Genomic DNA, 19,324 nt, shown 5'->3' on the forward strand with positions numbered 1-19,324 from the left:
AAAGCCCCGGGATTCCGGGGCTTTTTTTATAGCGTGGAACGCACTCGCCACAACTCGGGGAACAGCACCGTGTCGAGCATCTTGCGCAAATACCCCACGCCCTCGGTGCCGCCCGTACCAGGTTGAAAGCCGATGATCCGCTCCACCGTGGTCACATGCCTGAAGCGCCACTGGCGGAACGAATCCTCCAGGTCGATAAATTTTTCGGCCAACTGATACAAATCCCAATACCGGCTCGGGTCGCGATACACCTCACGCCAGGCCGCTTCCACCGACTCATCGTGAACCGTGGCCGCCGTCGGGTCGCGCTCGGCGCGTTTGGGGTCAATCGCCAAACCGGCTTTCGCCATCAGGTTGACCGCCTCGTCATACAGCGACGGCGTGGCAATCGCCACTTTCAACTCGTTCAACAACTGCGGCCGGTGCGCGTGAGGCCGCAACAGCGCCGCGCTTTTATTGCCGAGGATAAATTCGATCTCGCGGTACTGGAACGACTGGAACCCCGACGACTGCCCCAGGAACGGGCGAATCGCCTTGTATTCCGACGGCGTCATGGTCGCCAACACCGCCCAGGCGTGCACCAGTTGATCGAAGATCCGCGACACCCGCGCCAGCATCTTGAACGCCGGCGGCAACTCGCCCAGACGCACGTGTTCACGGGCAGCCTTGAGTTCGTGGAGCATCAGTTTCATCCACAGCTCGGACGTCTGGTGCTGGATGATAAAGAGCATTTCGTTGTGGTCGGGCGACAGCGGGTGCTGGGCGCTGAGGACCTTGCCCAGGTCCAGGTAGTCGCCGTAGCTCATGGACTCGGAAAAATTCAGCTCGGCGTTATGCCATTCTTCCGGGGGCTGGTAATCAGGTGAAAAGGGGCATTGGCTCATCGCGTGGGCTCCTTGAGCGGGCGGAGGATGGCGCGCACCGGGCTCGCGTCCAGGTTGGCAAAGCGCAGCGGCAGCGCGATCAATTCATAGTCGCCCTCCGGCACGTCATCGAGCACGATGCCTTCGAGAATCGCCATGCCATGGCGGGCCACGGCGTTGTGCGAATCCATGGTCTTGGACTGTTGCGGGTCCAGGGACGGCGTATCGATACCGATCAGGCGCACGCCCAGGCTGGCGAGCAGCTCGATGGTTTGCGGCGCGATGGCGGTGAAGTTCGAATCCCATTCGGTCAGCGGCGCTTGTGGATAAGTACGCAGCAGCACGCGCTCGGGCAAGTTATCCACACGGCCTTCCAACTGATGCGGCTGCACCAGCGCGCCGCTGCCCAGGCAATGCAACACCCGGCACGGGCCCATGTACACGTCCAGCGACACGTCGCCGATCGGCGCGCCGCCAGCGCTGTAATGCAGCGGCGCATCCACATGCGCGCCGGTGTGCGGCGAAAAGGTCACGCGGCCCACATTCACCGGGCACTCGGGGCCGAACTGCCACACGCGCTCTTCCTGAAACGGCGTATCGCCCGGCCAGGTCGGGGTCGCCGTGCTCAAGGGCGGGCTGATATCCCACCACGTTTTTATTGGGTTCATTTGAAGGCTCTCACTCGTTCTGGGGTGAATGATACGAGGGCCAGCCGTGCATTTTCTTGCTAATTCCAGCGCCAGGCGGGAATTCTTTCGCAGTTACTGCGAGGAAATGCCGGATTGGCGCCCGAATATTTTGTCTGACCAAAGTAGCTCAAACACTGGAGATCCAATGTGGGAGCGGGCTTGCTCGCGAAGGCGGTGTGCCAGTCAATACAGGTGCGGGCTGACCCACCGCTTTCGCGAGCAAGCCCGCTCCCACAGGGACTGCATGAGTCAGAGCAATCGCATTCGCCTGCGCTTCTGGGCATCCCGATGTCGAGTTCAGACCACTGGCACAACGCCCGAGGCCTTAGGGTGCATCTTTCCCTTCCCTGCCTCGGAGCCATCATGTCCAAGCCCATCACCGTACTGCGCGACACCCACCCACTGCCGGTCCTGGATGCCTGCAAATGGGAAAAACTCGAAGGCGACCCGCACACCGTCAACCTCAACGCCTACACCAGCGAAGACGGCAGCAAAATCATGGGCACCTGGATCTGCACACCGGGCAAGTGGTACGTGGAATACGTGAAGTGGGAATACTGCCATTTCCAGGAAGGCTACTGCGTGATCACCCCAGAAGGCCTGGAGCCGATTCACTTGCGGGCTGGGGATATCTTTGTGGTGGAGCCGGGGATGAAGGGCACGTGGGAAGTGGTTGAGACGGTGCGTAAGTATTTTGTGTTTGCCTGAGCGATCTAACCCGGACTACTTCTTCCTTGTGGCGAGCGGGCTTGCCCCGCGTTGGGCTGCGTAGCGGCCCCTGGTCCACGCACTGCGGTTTGGCTGGGAAAATGCGTTGACTTTATTGGGGCTGCTGCGCAGCACAACGCGGGGCAAGCCCGCTCGCCACAACAAACCCGCCAGCCACAACTAGCCCGTTGGCCATAACAAGCCCGCCAGCCACAACAAGCCCGTTGGCCATAAAAAGCCCGCTTGCTAAGGCAAGCGGGCTTGGCATTCTACTGGGGCTTGCGATAGCTGTTGATGATCGCCGAGAAGTCCTTGCCGCCTTCCCCGCGCTGGCTCATCGATTGATACAACTGCTGGGCCACGGCGCCCAGAATCACCGGTTGTTTGGCTTGGCGCGCGGCTTCGGTGGCCAGGCCCAGGTCCTTGAGCATCAGGTCGGCACCAAAGCCGCCGGTGTAACCCCGCGACGACGGCGCGGTTTCAATCACGCCCGGCCAGGGGTTGTAGGTGTCGGAACTCCAGCAGCGCCCGGTGGAGCTGTTGATAATCCCGGCCAGCACTTGGGTGTCGATGCCCAGCGCGTCGCCCAGGGCCATGGCTTCGCTGACGCCGACCATGCTGATCCCGAGCAGCAGGTTGTTGCAGATTTTGGCGATCTGGCCGGTGCCTACATCGCCGCAATGCACGATGTTGCGGCCCATCTGCGCCAGCACCGGTTGCAGGGTGGCGAACAGCTCCGGGGTGGCGCCGACCATGAAGGTCAGCGTGCCCGCGCTGGCGCCGCCGGTGCCGCCGGAGACAGGCGCGTCGGCCATCACCACGCCTTGCTTGGCCGCCGCTGCAGCGACATCGCGCGCAGTTTGCGGGTCGATGGTGCTGCAATCCACCGCCGGTACGCCTTTGCCGATGCCGGCCAAAACCCCGTCTTCATTCAGCCACACGCTGCGCACATGGGCCGCCGCCGGCAGCATGGTAATCACCAGCTCAGCGCCTTGGGCTGCATCACGCGGCGAGTCGCTGATGCTGCCGCCCAGTTCGGCGAGTTCCTTGAGCACGGTCTGGTTCAGGTCGAACAGGTTCAGCGCGTGGCCGGCCTTGATCAGGTTGCGGGCCATGGGCGCGCCCATGTTGCCCAAGCCGATAAATGCAATCTTCATGGTCGTCTCCCGAATCAGCGCAGGTTGATGGTGGTGTTGACGCCATCATTGACCGTGTCGTCGTCGAACCAGCGGCTCGTGACGGTTTTGGTCTGGGTGTAAAACTGCACCACTTGCTTGCCGTACGGGCCGAGGTCGCCGAGCTTGGAGCCACGCGAACCGGTGAAGCTGAAGAACGGCACTGGCACCGGAATCGGAATGTTGATGCCGACCTGGCCTACATCGATTTCGCTCTGGAACTTACGCGCCGCCGCCCCACTTTGGGTGAACAGGCCGGTGCCATTACCGAACGGGTTGGCGTTGACCAGCGCGATGGCTTCATCCAGCGTGGCAACTTCGAGCACCACCAGCACCGGGCCGAAGATTTCCTGGGTGTAGATTTGCATGTCCGTGGTCACGCCCGAGAACAGGGTCGGGCCCACAAAGTTGCCTTGCTCGAAGCCCGGTACCTTGATGTCGCGACCGTCCAGCTCCAGCTTGGCGCCTTCTTTCACGCCGCTTTCGATCAGTTCCAGGATGCGCGCCTTGGCGCGCTTGGAAATCACCGGTCCAACATCCGTACCGGCTTCGCTGCCGGCATTAACCTTGAGCTTTTGCGCCAGCGCTTTAAGGTCCGGCAGCCATTGCTTGGCCGCGCCCACCAGCACCACCACCGAGGTGGCCATGCAACGCTGGCCCGCTGCGCCAAAACCGGCACCGACCAAGGCATTCAGGGTGTGTTCGCGGTTGGCGTCCGGCAGCACCACGGCGTGGTTCTTGGCGCCCATCATCGACTGCACGCGCTTGCCGTGTTTACCAGCCAGGTCGTACACATGAGTGCCGACGGCGGTCGAGCCGACAAAGGACACGGCCTTGATGTCTTTATGAGTGCACAGCGCATCCACCACATCCTTGCCGCCGTGTACCACGTTGAGCACGCCAGCGGGCACACCGGCTTCCAGCGCCAGCTCCACCAGCAACATGGTCGACAGCGGGTCTTGCTCGGACGGCTTGAGTACAAAGGTGTTACCGCAGGCAATCGCCATCGGGAACATCCACAGCGGAATCATCGCCGGGAAGTTGAACGGGGTAATACCGGCGCACACACCGATAGGTTGGCGCAGGGTGTAGGTGTCGACGCCACCGGCGACGTTTTCGGCGAATTCGCCCATCTGCAACGTGCCGATGGAGCACGCGTGCTCGACCACTTCCAGGCCGCGGAAAATATCGCCTTCGGCATCGGCAATGGTCTTACCTTGCTCGGCACTGAGGACTACAGCGATGCGCTTGGAATGTTCACGGATCAAGGCCTGCAGCTTGAGCATGATGCGCATGCGCGCGCCGATCGGCGTCAGCTTCCAGGTCTGGAAGGCTTGATGGGCAGCGTCGATGGCCGCGTTGACTTCATCGGCGGTCGCGAAAGGGACTTTGGCCAGCACTTGCTGGGTGGCCGGGTTAACGATGTCTTGCCAATGGGTAGTCTTGGACTCGACCCATTCACCGTTGATCAGCAACTTGACCTGTTGCACGGAAATGTCGGCAGAAGCGTTCATGTGGTCTCCAATCTTGTAGTTATGCAGAGACAAGGCGCGTGAATCGCCTTGGGAATGAGGCGTTCGGACTGTTTTTGGAGTATAGATGTGCAAATCTCTAATAAGAACGCACATAAAAGCCGGTCCAATATGCAAAAAAACATCACGTCCTTGGGCTCCCTGAACTGGGATGACCTGAAGTTTTTCCTCGAAGTGGCCCGCACCCGCAAGGCCAGCGTCGCCGCCAAACGCCTGGCGGTGGACTACACCACTGTGTCGCGGCGCATCAGTTCACTGGAAGTGTCGCTCGGCACGCTGCTGTTCGAAAAATCCCGGACCAACGGCTTCGTGCTCACCGCCGAAGGCCAGCGTTTGCTGGGTTACGCGGAGTCCATCGAAAGCACGCTGCACATGGCTTGCGAGCAGGTGTCCGGCTCCGGCGTGGCGCTGTCCGGCCATGTGCGCATGGGCTGCACCGAGGGTTTCGGCAGTTTTTTCGTTACGCCGCAGCTCAGCCATTTTGTCGACACCTACCCCGCCATCTCGGTCGACATCCTGCCCCTGCCCCACTTCATCAGCCTGTCCAAGCGCGAAGCCGACATCGTCATCGCCCTGGAACGCCCGGAGCACGGGCCGTATGTGTGCTGCAAGCTGTGCGACTACAAACTGCAGCTGTACGCGACCCAGGATTACCTCGACCAACACCCGCCCATCCAGCGGCCGGCGGATTTGGCTGAGCACCCGTTTATCAGTTATGTGGATGACTTGGCGTTCAGCTCGGAGCTGCTGTACCTGGCGAATGTGGTGCCGGGCGCCAGCGCGAGTTTGCGCAGCACCAGCGTGATCGCACAGTACGTGGCCGCGCAGCAGGGGCGGTCGATGGCGATATTGCCGTGCTTTTTGGCCGCGCAGGACCCGCGGCTGTTGCCGGTGTTGGGGGAGCAGATTTCGATCACGCGGCAGTTCTGGATGTATTGCCGGGAGGATTTGCGCAAGTTGAAGCGGATTACGTTGTTGTGGGATTACATCCGAGAGGTGACGGAGCAGAACACCGGGTTGTTGATGGGGGAAACGCGGGAGATAAGGTTCGCGGATTAAAGGGCCATCAATGACGATTCGCTTTAATTTGCAGGACGTTTCCTAGAGACTCTCTAGCCCATTGCGCCTTACCGTTTGGGTCACTAGCCTCCCTGGGTCGCTGCACATCAGCGATCGGGTTTAGCGATCCGGGTTTCAGGCGTGACATTGCCCCGATAGCATTAGCTGGCGCTCGCCAGCTTTTAGCGTTTTATGGCGGCTGTGTGCGGGAGACTTCCGAGTCTACCCGGGATGCGCTCTGGCCCGGATCGCTAACCTGCACACAGCTGCCACCCTCTTCATGTTTAGCGATGTGATGTGGCGGCTCTACTTCAGCAGAGAGCAATCGTCATGAGCAAAATCGTCCCCGACCCACCGCTTTCCTCCATCACTACCCTCGGCGTCGTCACGTTCGGCGACTACGGCGAAAACCAAAAACCCCTGTTCCGCGTCAACGCCGGCATGCCGATTGAGCAAGCCCTGGAACACGCCTCCACCTTGCTTTTTTACTCCAAGAAACTCGCGATGGAAGCCGCCATGGATGTGCGCGGCGAGCAATACGCATGGGCCGCGCATTACCTGTGTGAGATGGGCAAGGCCGTGGTGGATGACCTGACGCAGGCGATGACGCCGGGCAGTTAAGCGAACACTGCGGCATAAAGGTGGGAGCAGGCTTGCTCGCGAATGCAGTGGGCCAGCCAACACATCATTGCCTGAACGACCGCCATCGCGGGCAAGCTCACTCCCACATTTTGGACTGTGTCGGTCGGGAAATTTTGCGTCAGGCACAAATCAGTGTGGGAGCTGGCTTGCCTGCGATGGCGGTGGGTCAGTCAGATTATCTGCGGCTGATACACCGCATTCGCGGGCAAGCCCGCTCCCACATTTGGGACTGTGGCGGTTGGGAAATTTTGCGTCAGGCACAAATCAGTGTGGGAGCTGGCTTGCCTGCGATGGCGGTGGGTCAGTCAGATTATCTGCGGCTGATACACCGCATTCGCGAGCAAGCCCGCTCCCACAGTTGAACTGTGGCGGGTGGGAAATTTTGCGTCAGGCACAAATCGGTGTGGGAGCTGGCTTGCCTGCGATGGCGGTGGGTCAGTCAGATTATCTGCGGCTGATACACCGCATTCGCGAGCAAGCCCGCTCCCACAGTTGAACTGTGGCGGATGGGAAATTTTGGTCGGGCACAAATCAGTGTGGGAGCTGGCTTGCCTGCGATGGCGGAGGGTCGGCCAGATTATTTGCTGCTGATACACCGCATTCGCGGGCAAGCCCGCTCCCACATTTTGGACTGTGGCGGATGGGAAATTTTGAGTCAGGCACAAGTCAGTGTGGGAGCTGGCTTGCCTGCGATGGCGGTGGGTCAGCCAGATTATTTGCGGCTGATACACCGCATTCGCGGGCAAGCCCGCTCCCACAGTTAGGACTGTGGCGGGTGGGAAATTTTGCGTCAGGCACCAATTAATGTGGGAGCTGGCTTGCCTGCGATGGCGGTGGGTCAGTCAGATTATTTGCTGCTGATACACCGCATTCGCGAGCAAGCCCGCTCCCACAGTTTGATGGCATTTCAGATTGAGAGAGGTGAACCCGCTCAGTCCGCGATCACCACAATCGACACGCGCCGGTTTTCGGTGCGCCCCGCTACCGTGGTGTTCGGCGCCACCGGCTCGCTGCTGCCCAAACCGCGCAGCTGGATGTTTTCTTCCTTCATGCCCACACCGGTCAGCACGTTGCCCACGCTTTTGGCGCGGCGCAGGGACAGTTGCTGGTTGTAGGTTTCTTTGCCAGAGGCGTCGGTGTGGCCGTCGACGCGTACGCGGTCGATGCCGGCGCCGACCAGGGCTTTGCCGATGCGTTCGACGATGTCGGTGCTGGCTTTGTTGAGGCTTTCAACGTCGCTGCCAAACAGCACTTTGCCCGAGAGGCCAAACGCCCATCCTTCGTCAGTCAGTTCAAAACCCTGCTGTTTGAGGACTGCGATTTGCGCCGGTGTCAGGCCTTTGGGTGGGGCCGTCTGGCAGCCGCCAAGGGCAAGGAATGCCACCAGTAACGTGATAAACATGAAACGCGCGGTCGAGAACAAGGGATCAACTCCTGTCGGTAACGTTTGCGGCGGTGGGCTCCGAATCCGCCGTTTGCTGGCCGCCCTGGGACAAGCGTTTGGCCTGGTACATCGCCGCATCGGCGGCATTGAGCAAGGTGCCGGGAGTGGCGCCATGATCGGGGTAGATGGCAATGCCGATACTGAGGGAGGTCAACACCTCGGTGTTGCCGGGCACCGGGATCGGCGTGTCCATGCTGGCAATGATCTTGTCGGCGATACGCTGAGCATCCTCCGCTTTATGCAATGGCGCCAGCAGCACCGCGAACTCATCACCGCCCAGGCGCGCCACCAGGTCATCTTCACGCAACTGCGCGCGCACCCGCTCGGCGACGGCCACCAGCACCGCATCGCCGGCGGCGTGGCCGAAGTTGTCATTGATGTCTTTGAAACGGTCGCTGTCGAGAAACAACACGGCGACCCGTTCATTGACCTTGGCGGCGCTGCGCAGCGCGCGGATCAGCCGGCCTTCGAAATACGCGCGGTTGGGCAAGCCGGTCAGGCTGTCGTGGCTGGCCTGGTGAGCGAGGGTTTCGTTTTCACTTTGCAGGTGGCTTTGCCAGGCTTCCATCTCGCCGAGCAGGGCGTTGAAGTCGCTGCCCAGGTTGTCGAGTTCGGCGATCTGCGCCGGTGGCACGCGTCGGTCAAAGTCTCGCTCGCTGCGGGCGGCATGGGCCACCGCGGCCAGGCTTTGCAACGGTTTGGTGATGCCTTGCAGCAGGCGCCGCGCCAAGTACAACGCCACCCAGGCGCTGAGGGCGGTGCAAATCACGATGCCGGCCAGGCCGCTGAGCAGAAAGCGCAGCAGGCTACCGCCGTGGCCGACCACGTGAATGCTGCCCACGGTTTGCCCCTGGTGCAGGATCGGCTGGCTGATGGGCTGTTCGAGCAAGGCATGCGCCAGCGCCAGTTCGACCTCGGACAGCATGCCGGTTTCCGGCCGCTCCCATTGCGCCAGCAGCTTGCCGCTGGCATCGAAGACTTCGGCCTGGGCCACTTCTTCGGTGGAGGCAATCAGGCTGAGTGCTTCAGTGGCGGCGGCGCTGTCGTTGAACACCACCGCCGCTTCCACGGTGTAATTGATCGAGCGCGCGATCAGGTGCAGGTTGTGCTCGGCATACACGCGCAGCGCCAGCACGCCGAGCAGGGTCAAGGACACACTGGCCAGGGTCACGGCCACCAACGCCAGGATCAAATGCCCACGGCCGATGACGGAGCGCAAGGTCGGCCGCGCTTTCGGGGTTCTCATGACGCAGGCGCTCGACGGCGGGACAACTGCAACACGCTGGGGTGAATGCGCACGCCGCTGCGGGCGACGGAGTCCAGGTTGACCTCAAATGACACTTGCTCATCGCCCACGCGCAGGCAGAACAGGCTGCCCACGGTGCATTGGTCGCCGCCTTCGCTGATGCTCAGCACCGGGTGGCCGATCAGTGAGGTAAACAACCGCGAGCGTTCATCGGCGCTGAGTTTGCCGATGTACACGGCGTCGCAGGCACTGACGATATCAGGATGATCGGCGAGCAAACGCTGCACCACCACCGGACGGCCGGTCGCCTGGGTGGTGCCTTTGACCAGATCGTCGGTGTATTGGGTGGGGCCGACGATGCACAAGCGCAGTTGCGCAGGCTCCACCGGCCAGCGTGCATAGCTGAGGATGCCGAGCACCACTTGCGTCACCGCCTGGGCGCGCTGGTCTGCCGGGCCGGGGGCCTGGGCAAATGCTCGCGGGGCGAGCACGCACAGAAGTGCCACCAGTAACATGCGTCTCCAGCTCAAACTGCGCTCTGTGGGCGAGACAGCCACGTTCATGCAGCGATTCTCTTCAGTTTTTTCAGGGTGATGCCGCAACGATAGCACAGCGGCGGAAGACCCCGCGAAGCCGGGCCTTCGCGAAGTCCGCTATTTTTTCAGAAAATTCAGACGACTGAATCAGAAATATTTAATGACCAATCAGTCAGTTTCTCCAGCCGGTACGTCCAATTCCAGCATCAACCCGCTCAAACGCTTGACCTTGCGCCGCACGGCTTCTTCAAACACGCCGCCACGCGGTTCGATCAGGCTGAACCAGCGCTTGGCGCGGGTGATACCGGTGTAGATCAGTTCTTTGGTCAGCACCGGGTTCAGCGCATCCGGCAGGATCAGCGCGGTGTGGGTAAATTCTGAGCCCTGGGACTTGTGCACAGTCATGGCGTACACAGTTTCCACATCGTTCAGACGGCTGGGCAGTACAAAACGCACGCCGCCTTGGCCATCGTTACGTGGGAAAGCCACGCGCAGCACGTGGGGGCCGCCATCGCTTTCGGGCAGTTTGAGCGCGATGCCGATGTCGCCGTTCATCAGGCCCAGGCCGTAATCGTTTCGGGTCATCAGCACCGGGCGACCTTCGTACCATTGCTCGTCCCCCTCGATCAGCCGCACTTTGCGCAAGGCCGCGGTGATGCGCAGGTTCAGCCCTTCTACGCCCCACGGGCCTTTGCGCACAGCGCAGAGCAACTGGAAGGCGTCGAAGGCTTGCAACAGTTGCTGCGCCCAGTGCGTCCAGGCGAGGTCTTCGCGCGGGGTGTCGAGGGCCGGGCGCGCGCTTTGCAGCAAGTTGAGGTAATAACGATAGCCCTGGGCGTCGCCGCCCTGCCCGTCCAATATCAGCCGCTCGAGGGCGTGGTCATGCTCGCCCTTGAGGCTGAGGCAGAACAGGTCATCGTGGCTGCGCGCGGCGAGCAGTTGGCGCGCCTCTTCGGCGTTTTGCTGGTTGACCCAGCGTGCCAATTGGCCGATGCCGCTGCCTTCACCAAAACGTCGCGAATAGCGCAGCATCACCACTTGCTGGGCCAGCGGATGGCTGCCGTCGAGGTCTTCTTGCAGGCCGCTGGCATTCAGGTCTTCGCCACTGACCGCCTGCAGCCATTGGCGCGTGTCGGGGCTGTACCAGCCGGCTTCAGCGTCGCGGCATAAATCGCCCAGTACGGCGCCGGCCTCGACCGAGGCAAGTTGGTCCTTGTCACCCAGCAACACCAAGCGCGCGTGGGGCGGCAAGGCGTCCAGCAAGTTGGCCATCATTTCCAGGTCGATCATCGAGGCTTCGTCCACCACCAGCACGTCCAGCGGCAATGGGTTGCCAAGGTGATGGCGGAAGTGCCGCGTGCCCGGGCGACTGCCCAGCAAGCGGTGAACGGTGGTGACCTCTGTGGGAATTTTTTCCCGCACGCTGTCGGGCACGGTCAACGACTGCACTTGCTGGCTGATGGATTCGGTAAGGCGTGCGGCAGCTTTGCCGGTGGGCGCCGCCAGGCGGATACGCAACGGGCTGCCGGCTTCCAAGGCCGGCGCCTGCAACAGCGCGAGCAGGCGCACCACGGTGGTGGTCTTGCCGGTGCCGGGGCCGCCGGTAACGATACTGAAGGCACCGCGCGTGGCCAGGGCACAGGCGAGCTTTTGCCAGTCGATCACGCCGTCGGGCGGCGGTTGGTTGAAGAGGCTGTTGAGGCGTTGCGGCAAATCGGCGGCGACGCTTTCCTGGGTGGCCAGGCGCAGGCGCAAGGCTGTGTCGATGCGCCGTTCGTAGGTCCAGTAGCGGCGCAGGTAAAGGCGTTTGCCGGACAAGACCAACGGGCGGCTCTGCGCGGCTTCGCTGCCATCAACCGCCAGGGCGACCAATTGGCTGGCCGCCAGCGCGTGACACCAGTGGGCACCGTCGAGGCCGTCGAGCAACTGCGACGGCAGCAGCATTGCGCCGGTTTGCAGGTCGCCTTCGGGCGGCAGCGACAGGGCGAAATCCGGCGCCTTGAGGGTTTCGAACAGGTCGAGGCACACATGACCATGGCCCAACTGGTGGCTGGTTAACGCCGCGGCCAGCAACACCAGAGGGTCGGCCTGCGGATCAAGTTCGTGCAGGAAGCCGACAAACGCCTTGTCCAACGCGCGCAGCCAGCCCCGGTCAACCCAGCGTTCGAGCAGTTGCAGCAGGTCGGCGGCGCGGTGGAGCGGCATCAGCGCCTCAAGCGGTAACGGCGACAGGCTCATAGCAGCACTCCTTGTTCCCAGGCGGGCTCAACCTTGGGCGGTATGGGTTTGCCCTGGAACAACGCGTCCAAGCCTTCGATCAGTTCACGGGGCGGCCGGGTGAAATACGCGCCTTTGCTCACCGACTCAGTGCCGCGCAGGAACACGTAAAGCGCACCGCCGACGTGGCGGTCGTAGTCATACTCGGGCAGGCGCGCCTTCAGCTGGCGGTGCAGGGCCAACAGGTAAAGCACGTATTGCAGGTCGTACCGATGCTCGAGGATCGAGTGTTCCATGGCCTCTAAGGTGTAGGCCGAATCGTCAGGGCCGAGCCAATTGGATTTGTAGTCAGCCACGTAGTAGCGGCCGTCGTGTTCGAAAGTCAGGTCGATAAAGCCTTTGAACATGCCGTTGAGCAGCACCGGTTCGGCGGCGACGCGGGACACGCCGTTGTGGGTGTACTGGCACACCAGTTTATCGAGGGCCAGCACGTCGACTTTGTGGCTGGCGAACCAGAACTCCATCTCGATCTGATACTGCTGCAGGCTGCTCAGGGTTAGCTGATCGTTATCCACCGGCAGCGGCGTTTGCAGCAGGTGGCCGAGCCAAGCGCTGAGGGTGACGATCCAGCCTTCCCAATTGCGCCGGTTACAGCGCGCGCCCACGGCTTTTTCGATGGCCTCGGGGGTGACGTTGAAACCCTCCTCGCCCGCCCATTCCAACAAGCCATGAAGGAAGGTGCCGGGGTTTGGTCCGCGTGGGAAACGGTGTATGTCGCCACCGGACGCCGCCACTTCACGCGGTGCGTCGGGGTCGAGACGCTCGTCGTCAAACAGCTTCTGGGCTTGTGGGCTCTCCGGAGCTTCGAGGGGCGCGGCGCTCATGCTGTCGCCGATGCGCAATGCGCTGTAAGAGGCGATCCACCAGTTTTCGGCGGCCTTGCGCTTGGGCAGCAACGGCGCGAGCAACGTGGCTGCGTTGCGCGGCGGGTGGAACAGCGTGTCTTGCGCGTCCGGGACATGGGCGTAGTGGATCGCGGCGCAGCCTTGCTGCAAATCCAGCAGCCAGCGCGCCAGGCCGGCCGACTCGCCCAGCGACGCACCGGCACCGAGCAGATAGCCCAGCGCCGACAGGTGCAGGACCGAGCTGCTGTTATTGCCGCGCTTGAGGTCGGCGATGCCCAGCCAGCATGCGTGCTTGGCGCGCGTGAGCGCGACGTAGAACAAACGCAGGTCTTCGGCGAGGCGCTCATCATCGGCCTGAGCAATCAACTCGGCGGTGGGCCGCAGGCTGACGTGCGATTTGCCCTGTTCGTCGTGGTAATGCAGCGGCAGGCGGCTGCCATCCACGGGCTTGGCCGAGCAGATGAACGGCAGGAAGACCAGGTCGTATTCCAGGCCTTTGGATTTATGGATGGTCACTACCTTGACCAATTGCTCATCGCTTTCCAGGCGCAAAATCTGCTCCTCACCGGCCTGGCCTGAGAGTGCCAGGTGTTCAGCCAGATGACGGATCAGCGCTTGCTCGCCGTCCAGCTCTGACGCGGCCTGCTGCAACAGTTCGCTAAGGTGCAGCAGGTTGGTCAGCACGCGTTCGCCGTCACTGCGCGCGATCAGGGTTTGCGGCAGTTTGAAGTCATGCAGCAGGCGCCGCAGCATCGGCAGCACGCCTTGGGTGCGCCAGATCGCGCGGTAGCCACGAAACTGCATCACGCGGGTTTCCCACGCCAGTTCGTCCTGATTCAGACGCTCCAGTTCCGCCAATGACAGGTTCAAGGTGACGCAGGCCAGCGCGGCACGCAGCGGGCGCTCGACGTCGGGCTCTGCGCAGGCCTTGAGCCAGGCGAGCAGGTCGTGGGCTTCCTGGGCGGCGAAGACCGAGTCTTTGTCAGACAGGTACACGCTGCGCACGCCCCGAGCGGCCAATTCGGCGCGCACGGCTTGGGCTTCCTTGCCGTCACGTACCAGGATGGCGATGTCTGACGGAAGTACGCCGTTGAAGCTGGAGTCCGCCTGTAGGAAACCGGCGGTACCTTGCTGGCCGCCATTGAGCAACGCGACGATTTGCGTGGCGCAGGCAGCCGCCAGTTGCTGGCGATACACCGCGTTGGAAATCGGCTGATCGGTGGGCAGGTGCCAGAGGTTCATCGCCGGCAACGTGTGGCCATCGACTTGCAGTTGCTCCCTGCGGCCCTGGGACAGCACCGAGTGGAACGGCACCGGGTTGTCGCCGTTTGGCTCGCGGAACAGGAAAGCCCCACGGCCGCTTTCGGCGCGTTGGAACACGTGGTTCACCGCCTCGACCATCGCGTGGCTGGAGCGGAAGTTGGTGCCCAAAGTGTGGTGGCGGCCGGTGGTGGACTGACGGGCGCGCAGGTAGGTGTAGATGTCGGCGCCACGAAAGGCATAGATCGCCTGCTTGGGGTCGCCGATCAGGAACAGGCCGCTGTCGAGGTGGTTTTCTTCGATGCGGTAGATGCTGTCGAAGATGCTGTATTGCACCGGGTCGGTGTCCTGGAATTCGTCGATCAAGGCGACCGGGAATTGCTCGCGGATCACACTGGCAAGACGCTCGCCCCCGTCGGCCTGCAGGGCGGCGTTGAGGCGGATCAGCATGTCGTCGAAACCCATTTCGGCGCGACGGCGTTTTTCTTCTTCGAAGCGTTTACCCACCCAGCCGGCGGCGTGTTGCAACGCGGCGGCGTCGGGTGTTGGCAACGCGTCGAGGCTGGCTTTGAGAGTGGCCATGGCGTCGATGCCGGGGTGACTCGGCGGCTCGCCCTTCCAGGCTTCGGCCATGCCGTCGGGCGTCAGGCGCGTGAAGCCGGTGCCGATGTCCAGTTGTTCGAGGGTTTCGTCAGCCGCCCAGGCGCTGATCTTTTCGAACCAGGGTTCGAAGTACCGCGCTTGCATCTTGCGGCCGTCGACGGCTTTCGCGGCCACGGCTTGCAGGCAGATATCACGAAGTTCGGCGGCCCATTGTTGCCACGGCGCCTTGAGACTTACCAAGGCTTCGCGGCGCTCTTGCAGGCAAGCGTTGATCAGCTCGGCGGGCTCACGGCTTTCGCCAGTGGGCCGTTCACTGCCGAACAGCGCACGCACGCGGGGCATCAGGGCGGCGGGGCCGCTCCAGTTTTTGCGCACCCAGTTAAGTGCGTCGTCGTGCATCGGGTAGCAAAACAGCCGCCAGTAGTCACGCAGCACTTCGCCGAGCAGGTCGCTGTGGTCGGTTTCCAGGGTTTGGGTGAACAGGCTGCCACTGTCGAACGCGTGTTCGCGCAGCATGCGCTGGCACCAACTGTGGATGGTCGAGACGGCGGCCTCATCCATCCATTGCGCGGCGATGTCCAGGCGATTGGCGCAGGCGGGCCATTGTTCGGGAAGGTATTGGTCGCGCAGGTCGGCGATCAATGCATCCGGCTGCTCGATTTCGGCGCGGAAGAACCGTGCGGCTTCAGCCAGGCGAATGCGGATGCGTTCGCGCAGCTCTTTGGTGGCGGCATCGGTGAAGGTCACCACCAGAATTTGCGGCGGCAGTAACTCCCGGCCAAAGCCGGCTTCGTCACCGCCGTGGCCAAGCACCAGGCGCAGGTACAGCGCGGAAATGGTGAAGGTCTTGCCGGTGCCGGCGCTGGCTTCAATCAGCTGGCTGCCTTTTAACGGGAAGGCCAGGGCTAAAGGTTGACCCATCATGCGCTGGCCTCCTCACTGCCGAGCGATCGCCAGGGTGCGTTGAGCAATGGGCGATACAGGGTTTCGGCCCAGCCTTCGAACGCTTCGCTGGCAATGAGCGTGACGAAGTCGGGGAATTGGCGGGTGAGTGCAGGGGTTTCGCGGCGCTCACCGTCGGTGGTCAGGCCGTCGCCTTCATAGGCTTTGCTCGCGGCGGCCAGGGCTTTGGCGGGATCGGTTTGGCCGAGCCACGCGAAGGCGGTTTTGACGGCTACCGGGAGCGGTTTGCGCATGCCGGTGTGCCAGGCCAGCAGCAGGTTGCCAAGGGTTTCCCGGGCATTGGATTGATCCAGCGGGGCGAGTAACAAGGTGTCGTCACTCGCCACCAAACCGGTGCTGAGTGGCAGGCCGCAGGCGCACGCCACCACGTGATTGACCCATGGGCGAATCAGACGATGCCATTTACGCGTCTTGATCGAACCGATGCTGTTGGGGATGGTGGTCACGCTGAGCAAGCCGCCATCACTGCGTCGGTGCAGGCCGCTGATCCAGCCTTCCAACTGGATGCCTTGATGCTCAAAACTGATCGGCTCGGCGGTGGTTTGTGGCGTGGGCCAAAGTGCCAATAAGTGTTGGTAGCGTTGCAGCAAATCGGGCAACGGCTCGATCAGTTCGTTACGCAGGCACTCGCCGAAACCCACCATGGGCAGCAGGCCGCTGCCCTGCAGGCGCAGGGCCTGGGCGTTGAGTGCTTGATCCACGTGATCGGGCTGGGTCAGTGCGGCGTTCAGCAGGCTGTCGCTGAGGCTGTAGCGTTGCAGCGCGTCGAGCACGAAGGGTTCTTCATCGGCGAGCGGTACTTCGGCGGCTTCGAAGAACACTTTCAGACGTTGGCTGAAGAAATGTTTGACCGGGTTGCGCAGGAAATCCTGCAACTGGCCGAGGCTCAGGGGTTCTTCTTGTTGGTGCTCTGCCAGTTCGTGGTCTTTAACTGGAACGTCGGCGGCCTCGTGAAGCAACTGCCACTCGCGGGCATAACTGAAGAGCGCGTCGCCTTCATGGAAATAGCGCGCACTGAAGGGTTGGAGCGGGTGTTCCTGGGTCATTGCTTCCAACAGTTCTTGCTGGTGTGCGTTATGCCAGCCGCTGGCGATATGGTCACGCAGTTGGCCGATCAGTACCGAGGCTGGCCGGTCGCTGTTGTCGCGGATGCTGCGGCCGACCCAACTGATGTAGAGCTGGTCGCGGGCGGACAGCAGGGCTTCGAGCAGCAGGTAGCGATCGTCCTCGCGGCGTGAACGGTCGCCGGGGCGGTAGTCGCTGCCCATCAGGTCGAAGTCCAACGGCGGTTGCGCGCGCGGGTAGTCGCCGTCGTTCATGCCGAGCAGGCAGACGAGTTTGAACGGGATGGCGCGCATGGGCATCAGGGTGCAAAAATTGACAGCTCCGGCAAGGAAGCGCTGGGACAGGCGACCCTGGTCCAGGCCGGCCAACCAGGCCTCGCGGACTACGGTGAGGGGTAACTCGTCCTGCAGGCCGACGGACTCACAGGTTTCCAGCCATTCTTCTCTCAGTTGTTCGAGTTGGCCTAAGAGGTAGTCGTCGTGTTCGCTGCTGGGCAGGAAGAAGAGTTGCATCAGGCGTTGCAGGCGTTCACCCCACTCGCGGGGCGCTGCCGGTTGAGACAAAGCCTGATGGGCGTCGTTTAGCGCATCGAGCAAGGAGACCAACGGGCCGATCAGGGCCGCGTCGAGGCCGCCGATTTCATCGTAGGGTTCGATGCCGTCGCAGGCGACACCGGTGCCAACGGCGTAACCCAACAGCATGCGGCGCAAGCCGAATCGCCAGCTGTTTTGTTCCAGCTCATGCGGCAGGCCGAGTCCGGCGCGTTGCTCGGCGTTGAGGCCCCAACGGATGCCGGCCCCTTCGATCCAGCGGTGCAGCGTCGGCAGGTCGCGCTCCTTGATGGCAAAACGTTCACGCAAGGCGGGAACGTCGAGCAGGTCGAGGATTTCGCTGACGGGGAAGCGGCTGTCCGGGAGTTTGAGCAGGTGTTCGACGGCGATCAGCAGAGGGTCGCGGCCACGTTGTCCTTGGTCGGTAAGAGTGAACGGAATGAAACGTGGGTCGCTTCGCTCAAGTTGGCCAAACACGGCGCGAATGTGCGGCGCGTAGCTGTCAACGTCAGGGACCATGACGATAATGTCGCGCGGGCGCAGCGTCGGGTCGCCACTGAAACGTTGGAGCAATTGATCGTGGAGAATTTCCACTTCGCGTTGTGCGCTGTGGGCGATGTGGAAGCGGATGGAGCTGTCGTTATCTAGATCGACGGCCGGCCATAGCTCGCGCGTTTCGTTGAGTGGGCGCAGTTCAAGGATGTCGTCCTGCAATTGGTTGAGCAGCGTGGTAGGTTCGCTGTCGCTGAACAGGTCGATGCGACCATCACGGAAGGCGGCGCGGTAGCTGTTGGGGTCGTCGTAACTGTCAAGCAGGCTGATGTAATCACGGCCCTGTTTGCCCCAAGCGGCCAGCAGCGGGTGGGCGTGCTGGTGCAGGGTTTGTGGATCGATGGTGACCGGCATGCCGGCTTTGCGTGCCTGGCGTTTGTATTCATTACGCAGCAGGTCCTTGTCGGCAACGATGTCGGACCAGTGATGACGGCAAGGGTTGTGCACGCAGAGCAGGACTTGGCTGAACCTCGCTAAGCCGGCGAGCGCCTCAAGGGCTTGCGCAGGCAGTGAGGAAATGCCGAAAACGATCACTCGGGATGGTAAGCCTGCGGGCGCCTGTTCAAGGGTATTGATGCGTTCAATAAAGCGCTGGTGCACACCGGCGCGGCTTTCGGCCATGCCTTCTTCACCGACATCGACCAGCAATGCACGCCACAATTCGGCCTGCCAGCAGTTTGCGGGATTAAGGGGCTTGGATTCGCCTCGCCCGTTGCGCAATTGGTGGCGGCCAGCAGCCCAGTCTTCCAGCCAGTCGGCACGGTAGACCTGGTATTGGTCGAACAGGTCGGCCAGGCGTTCAGCCAGTTGATAGCGTTTGCGCAGGTCGGTGTCGTGGGTAAGGAAGCGCTGCAGCGGCTCGAAGTGCGGTTGATCGATGAGTTCAGGGAGCAGGCGCATCAGGCGCCACGTCAGAGGCGCTTTATCGAGCAGGGACTTGGGCGGGATTTCGTCACGGCCCAGGACCATGCGATAGAGCTGCCACATGAAGCTGCCGGGCAGTTGCACGTCGATTGCCGCAGCGATGCCGCAGCCACCCATGTCGTCGTCTTCCGGGTCTTCGGCCAGGGCTAACTTGAGCCATTGGGCGATGCCGTTGCTTTGTACCAGGGCGATTTCGTTTTCCAAGGGCGCGAGCGGATAGCGGCGCATCCAGCTGACTACCAGGCTGCGCAACTCGTCCAGGCGGTTGCCGTGAACCACCATAAATCCAGCGCTGAGGGACGTCGCATCCGGCATAACGGCTTCCTTGGGAAAAGCAAAATCGAGGCAGCGACTTTAGCATTGAAGGCGGCCGCAGGCTGCAAGTGAGGC

The 19,324-nt window shown here is 62.2% G+C and carries 13 protein-coding genes; 3 read left to right on the forward strand and 10 right to left on the reverse strand.

The window, feature by feature from the left end; genetic code table 11:
* Nucleotides 1–26 precede the first annotated feature (26 nt).
* Entirely contained in the window at nt 27–884 is an 858-nt protein-coding gene (gene kynA / locus ABWL43_RS24590) for a tryptophan 2,3-dioxygenase (RefSeq protein WP_242201155.1), read from the reverse strand.
* Nucleotides 881–1,531 carry an arylformamidase gene (gene kynB / locus ABWL43_RS24595; RefSeq protein WP_404484972.1) on the reverse strand — a complete coding sequence of 217 codons (651 nt, stop codon included), beginning with the start codon at nt 1,529–1,531 and terminating at the stop codon, nt 881–883. The genes kynA and kynB overlap by 4 nt, the downstream gene beginning before the upstream one ends.
* A gap of 384 nt (nt 1,532–1,915) precedes the next feature.
* Here kynB and ABWL43_RS24600 point away from each other — a divergent pair, with 384 nt between their 5' ends.
* A complete protein-coding gene (locus ABWL43_RS24600) occupies nt 1,916–2,260 on the forward strand; it encodes a cupin domain-containing protein (RefSeq protein WP_010566207.1) in 345 nt (114 codons plus the stop codon).
* Between the two features lie 269 nt (nt 2,261–2,529).
* Here the strand turns inward: ABWL43_RS24600 and mmsB are convergent, their stop codons facing one another.
* Together mmsB and ABWL43_RS24610 are read right to left on the reverse strand one after the other, a co-directional pair.
* Complete coding sequence (gene mmsB / locus ABWL43_RS24605) at nt 2,530–3,417, reverse strand: 3-hydroxyisobutyrate dehydrogenase (RefSeq protein ID WP_404484976.1); 888 nt, start codon at nt 3,415–3,417, stop codon at nt 2,530–2,532.
* A gap of 14 nt (nt 3,418–3,431) precedes the next feature.
* Nucleotides 3,432–4,949 carry a CoA-acylating methylmalonate-semialdehyde dehydrogenase gene (locus ABWL43_RS24610; protein WP_083356770.1) on the reverse strand — a complete coding sequence of 506 codons (1,518 nt, stop codon included), beginning with the start codon at nt 4,947–4,949 and terminating at the stop codon, nt 3,432–3,434.
* A 129-nt stretch (nt 4,950–5,078) separates the two neighbouring features.
* Between ABWL43_RS24610 and ABWL43_RS24615 the strand changes: the two genes are divergently transcribed.
* Both ABWL43_RS24615 and ABWL43_RS24620 read left to right on the forward strand, forming a co-directional pair.
* Nucleotides 5,079–6,026, forward strand: a complete 948-nt coding sequence (locus ABWL43_RS24615; protein WP_145164387.1) for a LysR family transcriptional regulator — start codon at nt 5,079–5,081, stop codon at nt 6,024–6,026.
* 330 nt (nt 6,027–6,356) lie between these two features.
* Complete coding sequence (locus tag ABWL43_RS24620; RefSeq protein WP_145164389.1) at nt 6,357–6,647, forward strand: DUF3077 domain-containing protein; 291 nt, start codon at nt 6,357–6,359, stop codon at nt 6,645–6,647.
* A gap of 952 nt (nt 6,648–7,599) precedes the next feature.
* On the opposite strand, the gene ABWL43_RS24625 is transcribed toward ABWL43_RS24620, so the two are convergent.
* The 6 genes from ABWL43_RS24625 to recC form a co-directional block, all read right to left on the reverse strand.
* A complete protein-coding gene (locus tag ABWL43_RS24625) occupies nt 7,600–8,091 on the reverse strand; it encodes an OmpA family protein (protein WP_145164391.1) in 492 nt (163 codons plus the stop codon).
* Between the two features lie 4 nt (nt 8,092–8,095).
* Nucleotides 8,096–9,358, reverse strand: coding sequence for a diguanylate cyclase domain-containing protein (locus ABWL43_RS24630; protein WP_145164393.1), 1,263 nt, complete (start codon nt 9,356–9,358; stop codon nt 8,096–8,098).
* Complete coding sequence (locus ABWL43_RS24635) at nt 9,355–9,921, reverse strand: YfiR family protein (protein ID WP_106578168.1); 567 nt, start codon at nt 9,919–9,921, stop codon at nt 9,355–9,357. Before ABWL43_RS24635 ends, ABWL43_RS24630 begins: the two co-directional genes overlap by 4 nt.
* A 141-nt stretch (nt 9,922–10,062) precedes the next feature.
* Entirely contained in the window at nt 10,063–12,132 is a 2,070-nt protein-coding gene (gene recD / locus ABWL43_RS24640; RefSeq protein WP_404484981.1) for an exodeoxyribonuclease V subunit alpha, read from the reverse strand.
* Entirely contained in the window at nt 12,129–15,803 is a 3,675-nt protein-coding gene (recB, locus tag ABWL43_RS24645) for an exodeoxyribonuclease V subunit beta (protein ID WP_404484984.1), read from the reverse strand. Before recB ends, recD begins: the two co-directional genes overlap by 4 nt.
* Nucleotides 15,800–19,249, reverse strand: coding sequence for an exodeoxyribonuclease V subunit gamma (gene recC / locus ABWL43_RS24650; protein ID WP_404484987.1), 3,450 nt, complete (start codon nt 19,247–19,249; stop codon nt 15,800–15,802). The genes recB and recC overlap by 4 nt, the downstream gene beginning before the upstream one ends.
* Nucleotides 19,250–19,324: the final 75 nt, after the last annotated feature.

Source organism: Pseudomonas sp. HT11 (assembly GCF_044875395.1).
Classification (GTDB): domain Bacteria; phylum Pseudomonadota; class Gammaproteobacteria; order Pseudomonadales; family Pseudomonadaceae; genus Aquipseudomonas.

Bases quoted from the DNA above. Each gene is read 5' to 3' on its own strand.
- ABWL43_RS24635 (WP_106578168.1), bottom strand. From the start codon at position 9,921: ATGAACGTGGCTGTCTCGCCCACAGAGCGCAGTTTGAGCTGGAGACGC.
- recD (WP_404484981.1), bottom strand. From the start codon at position 12,132: ATGAGCCTGTCGCCGTTACCGCTTGAGGCGCTGATGCCGCTCCACCGC.
- ABWL43_RS24610 (WP_083356770.1), bottom strand. From the start codon at position 4,949: ATGAACGCTTCTGCCGACATTTCCGTGCAACAGGTCAAGTTGCTGATC.
- kynA (WP_242201155.1), bottom strand. From the start codon at position 884: ATGAGCCAATGCCCCTTTTCACCTGATTACCAGCCCCCGGAAGAATGG.
- ABWL43_RS24620 (WP_145164389.1), top strand. From the start codon at position 6,357: ATGAGCAAAATCGTCCCCGACCCACCGCTTTCCTCCATCACTACCCTC.
- ABWL43_RS24615 (WP_145164387.1), top strand. From the start codon at position 5,079: ATGCAAAAAAACATCACGTCCTTGGGCTCCCTGAACTGGGATGACCTG.
- kynB (WP_404484972.1), bottom strand. From the start codon at position 1,531: ATGAACCCAATAAAAACGTGGTGGGATATCAGCCCGCCCTTGAGCACG.
- recB (WP_404484984.1), bottom strand. From the start codon at position 15,803: ATGATGGGTCAACCTTTAGCCCTGGCCTTCCCGTTAAAAGGCAGCCAG.
- mmsB (WP_404484976.1), bottom strand. From the start codon at position 3,417: ATGAAGATTGCATTTATCGGCTTGGGCAACATGGGCGCGCCCATGGCC.
- ABWL43_RS24600 (WP_010566207.1), top strand. From the start codon at position 1,916: ATGTCCAAGCCCATCACCGTACTGCGCGACACCCACCCACTGCCGGTC.
- recC (WP_404484987.1), bottom strand. From the start codon at position 19,249: ATGCCGGATGCGACGTCCCTCAGCGCTGGATTTATGGTGGTTCACGGC.
- ABWL43_RS24630 (WP_145164393.1), bottom strand. From the start codon at position 9,358: ATGAGAACCCCGAAAGCGCGGCCGACCTTGCGCTCCGTCATCGGCCGT.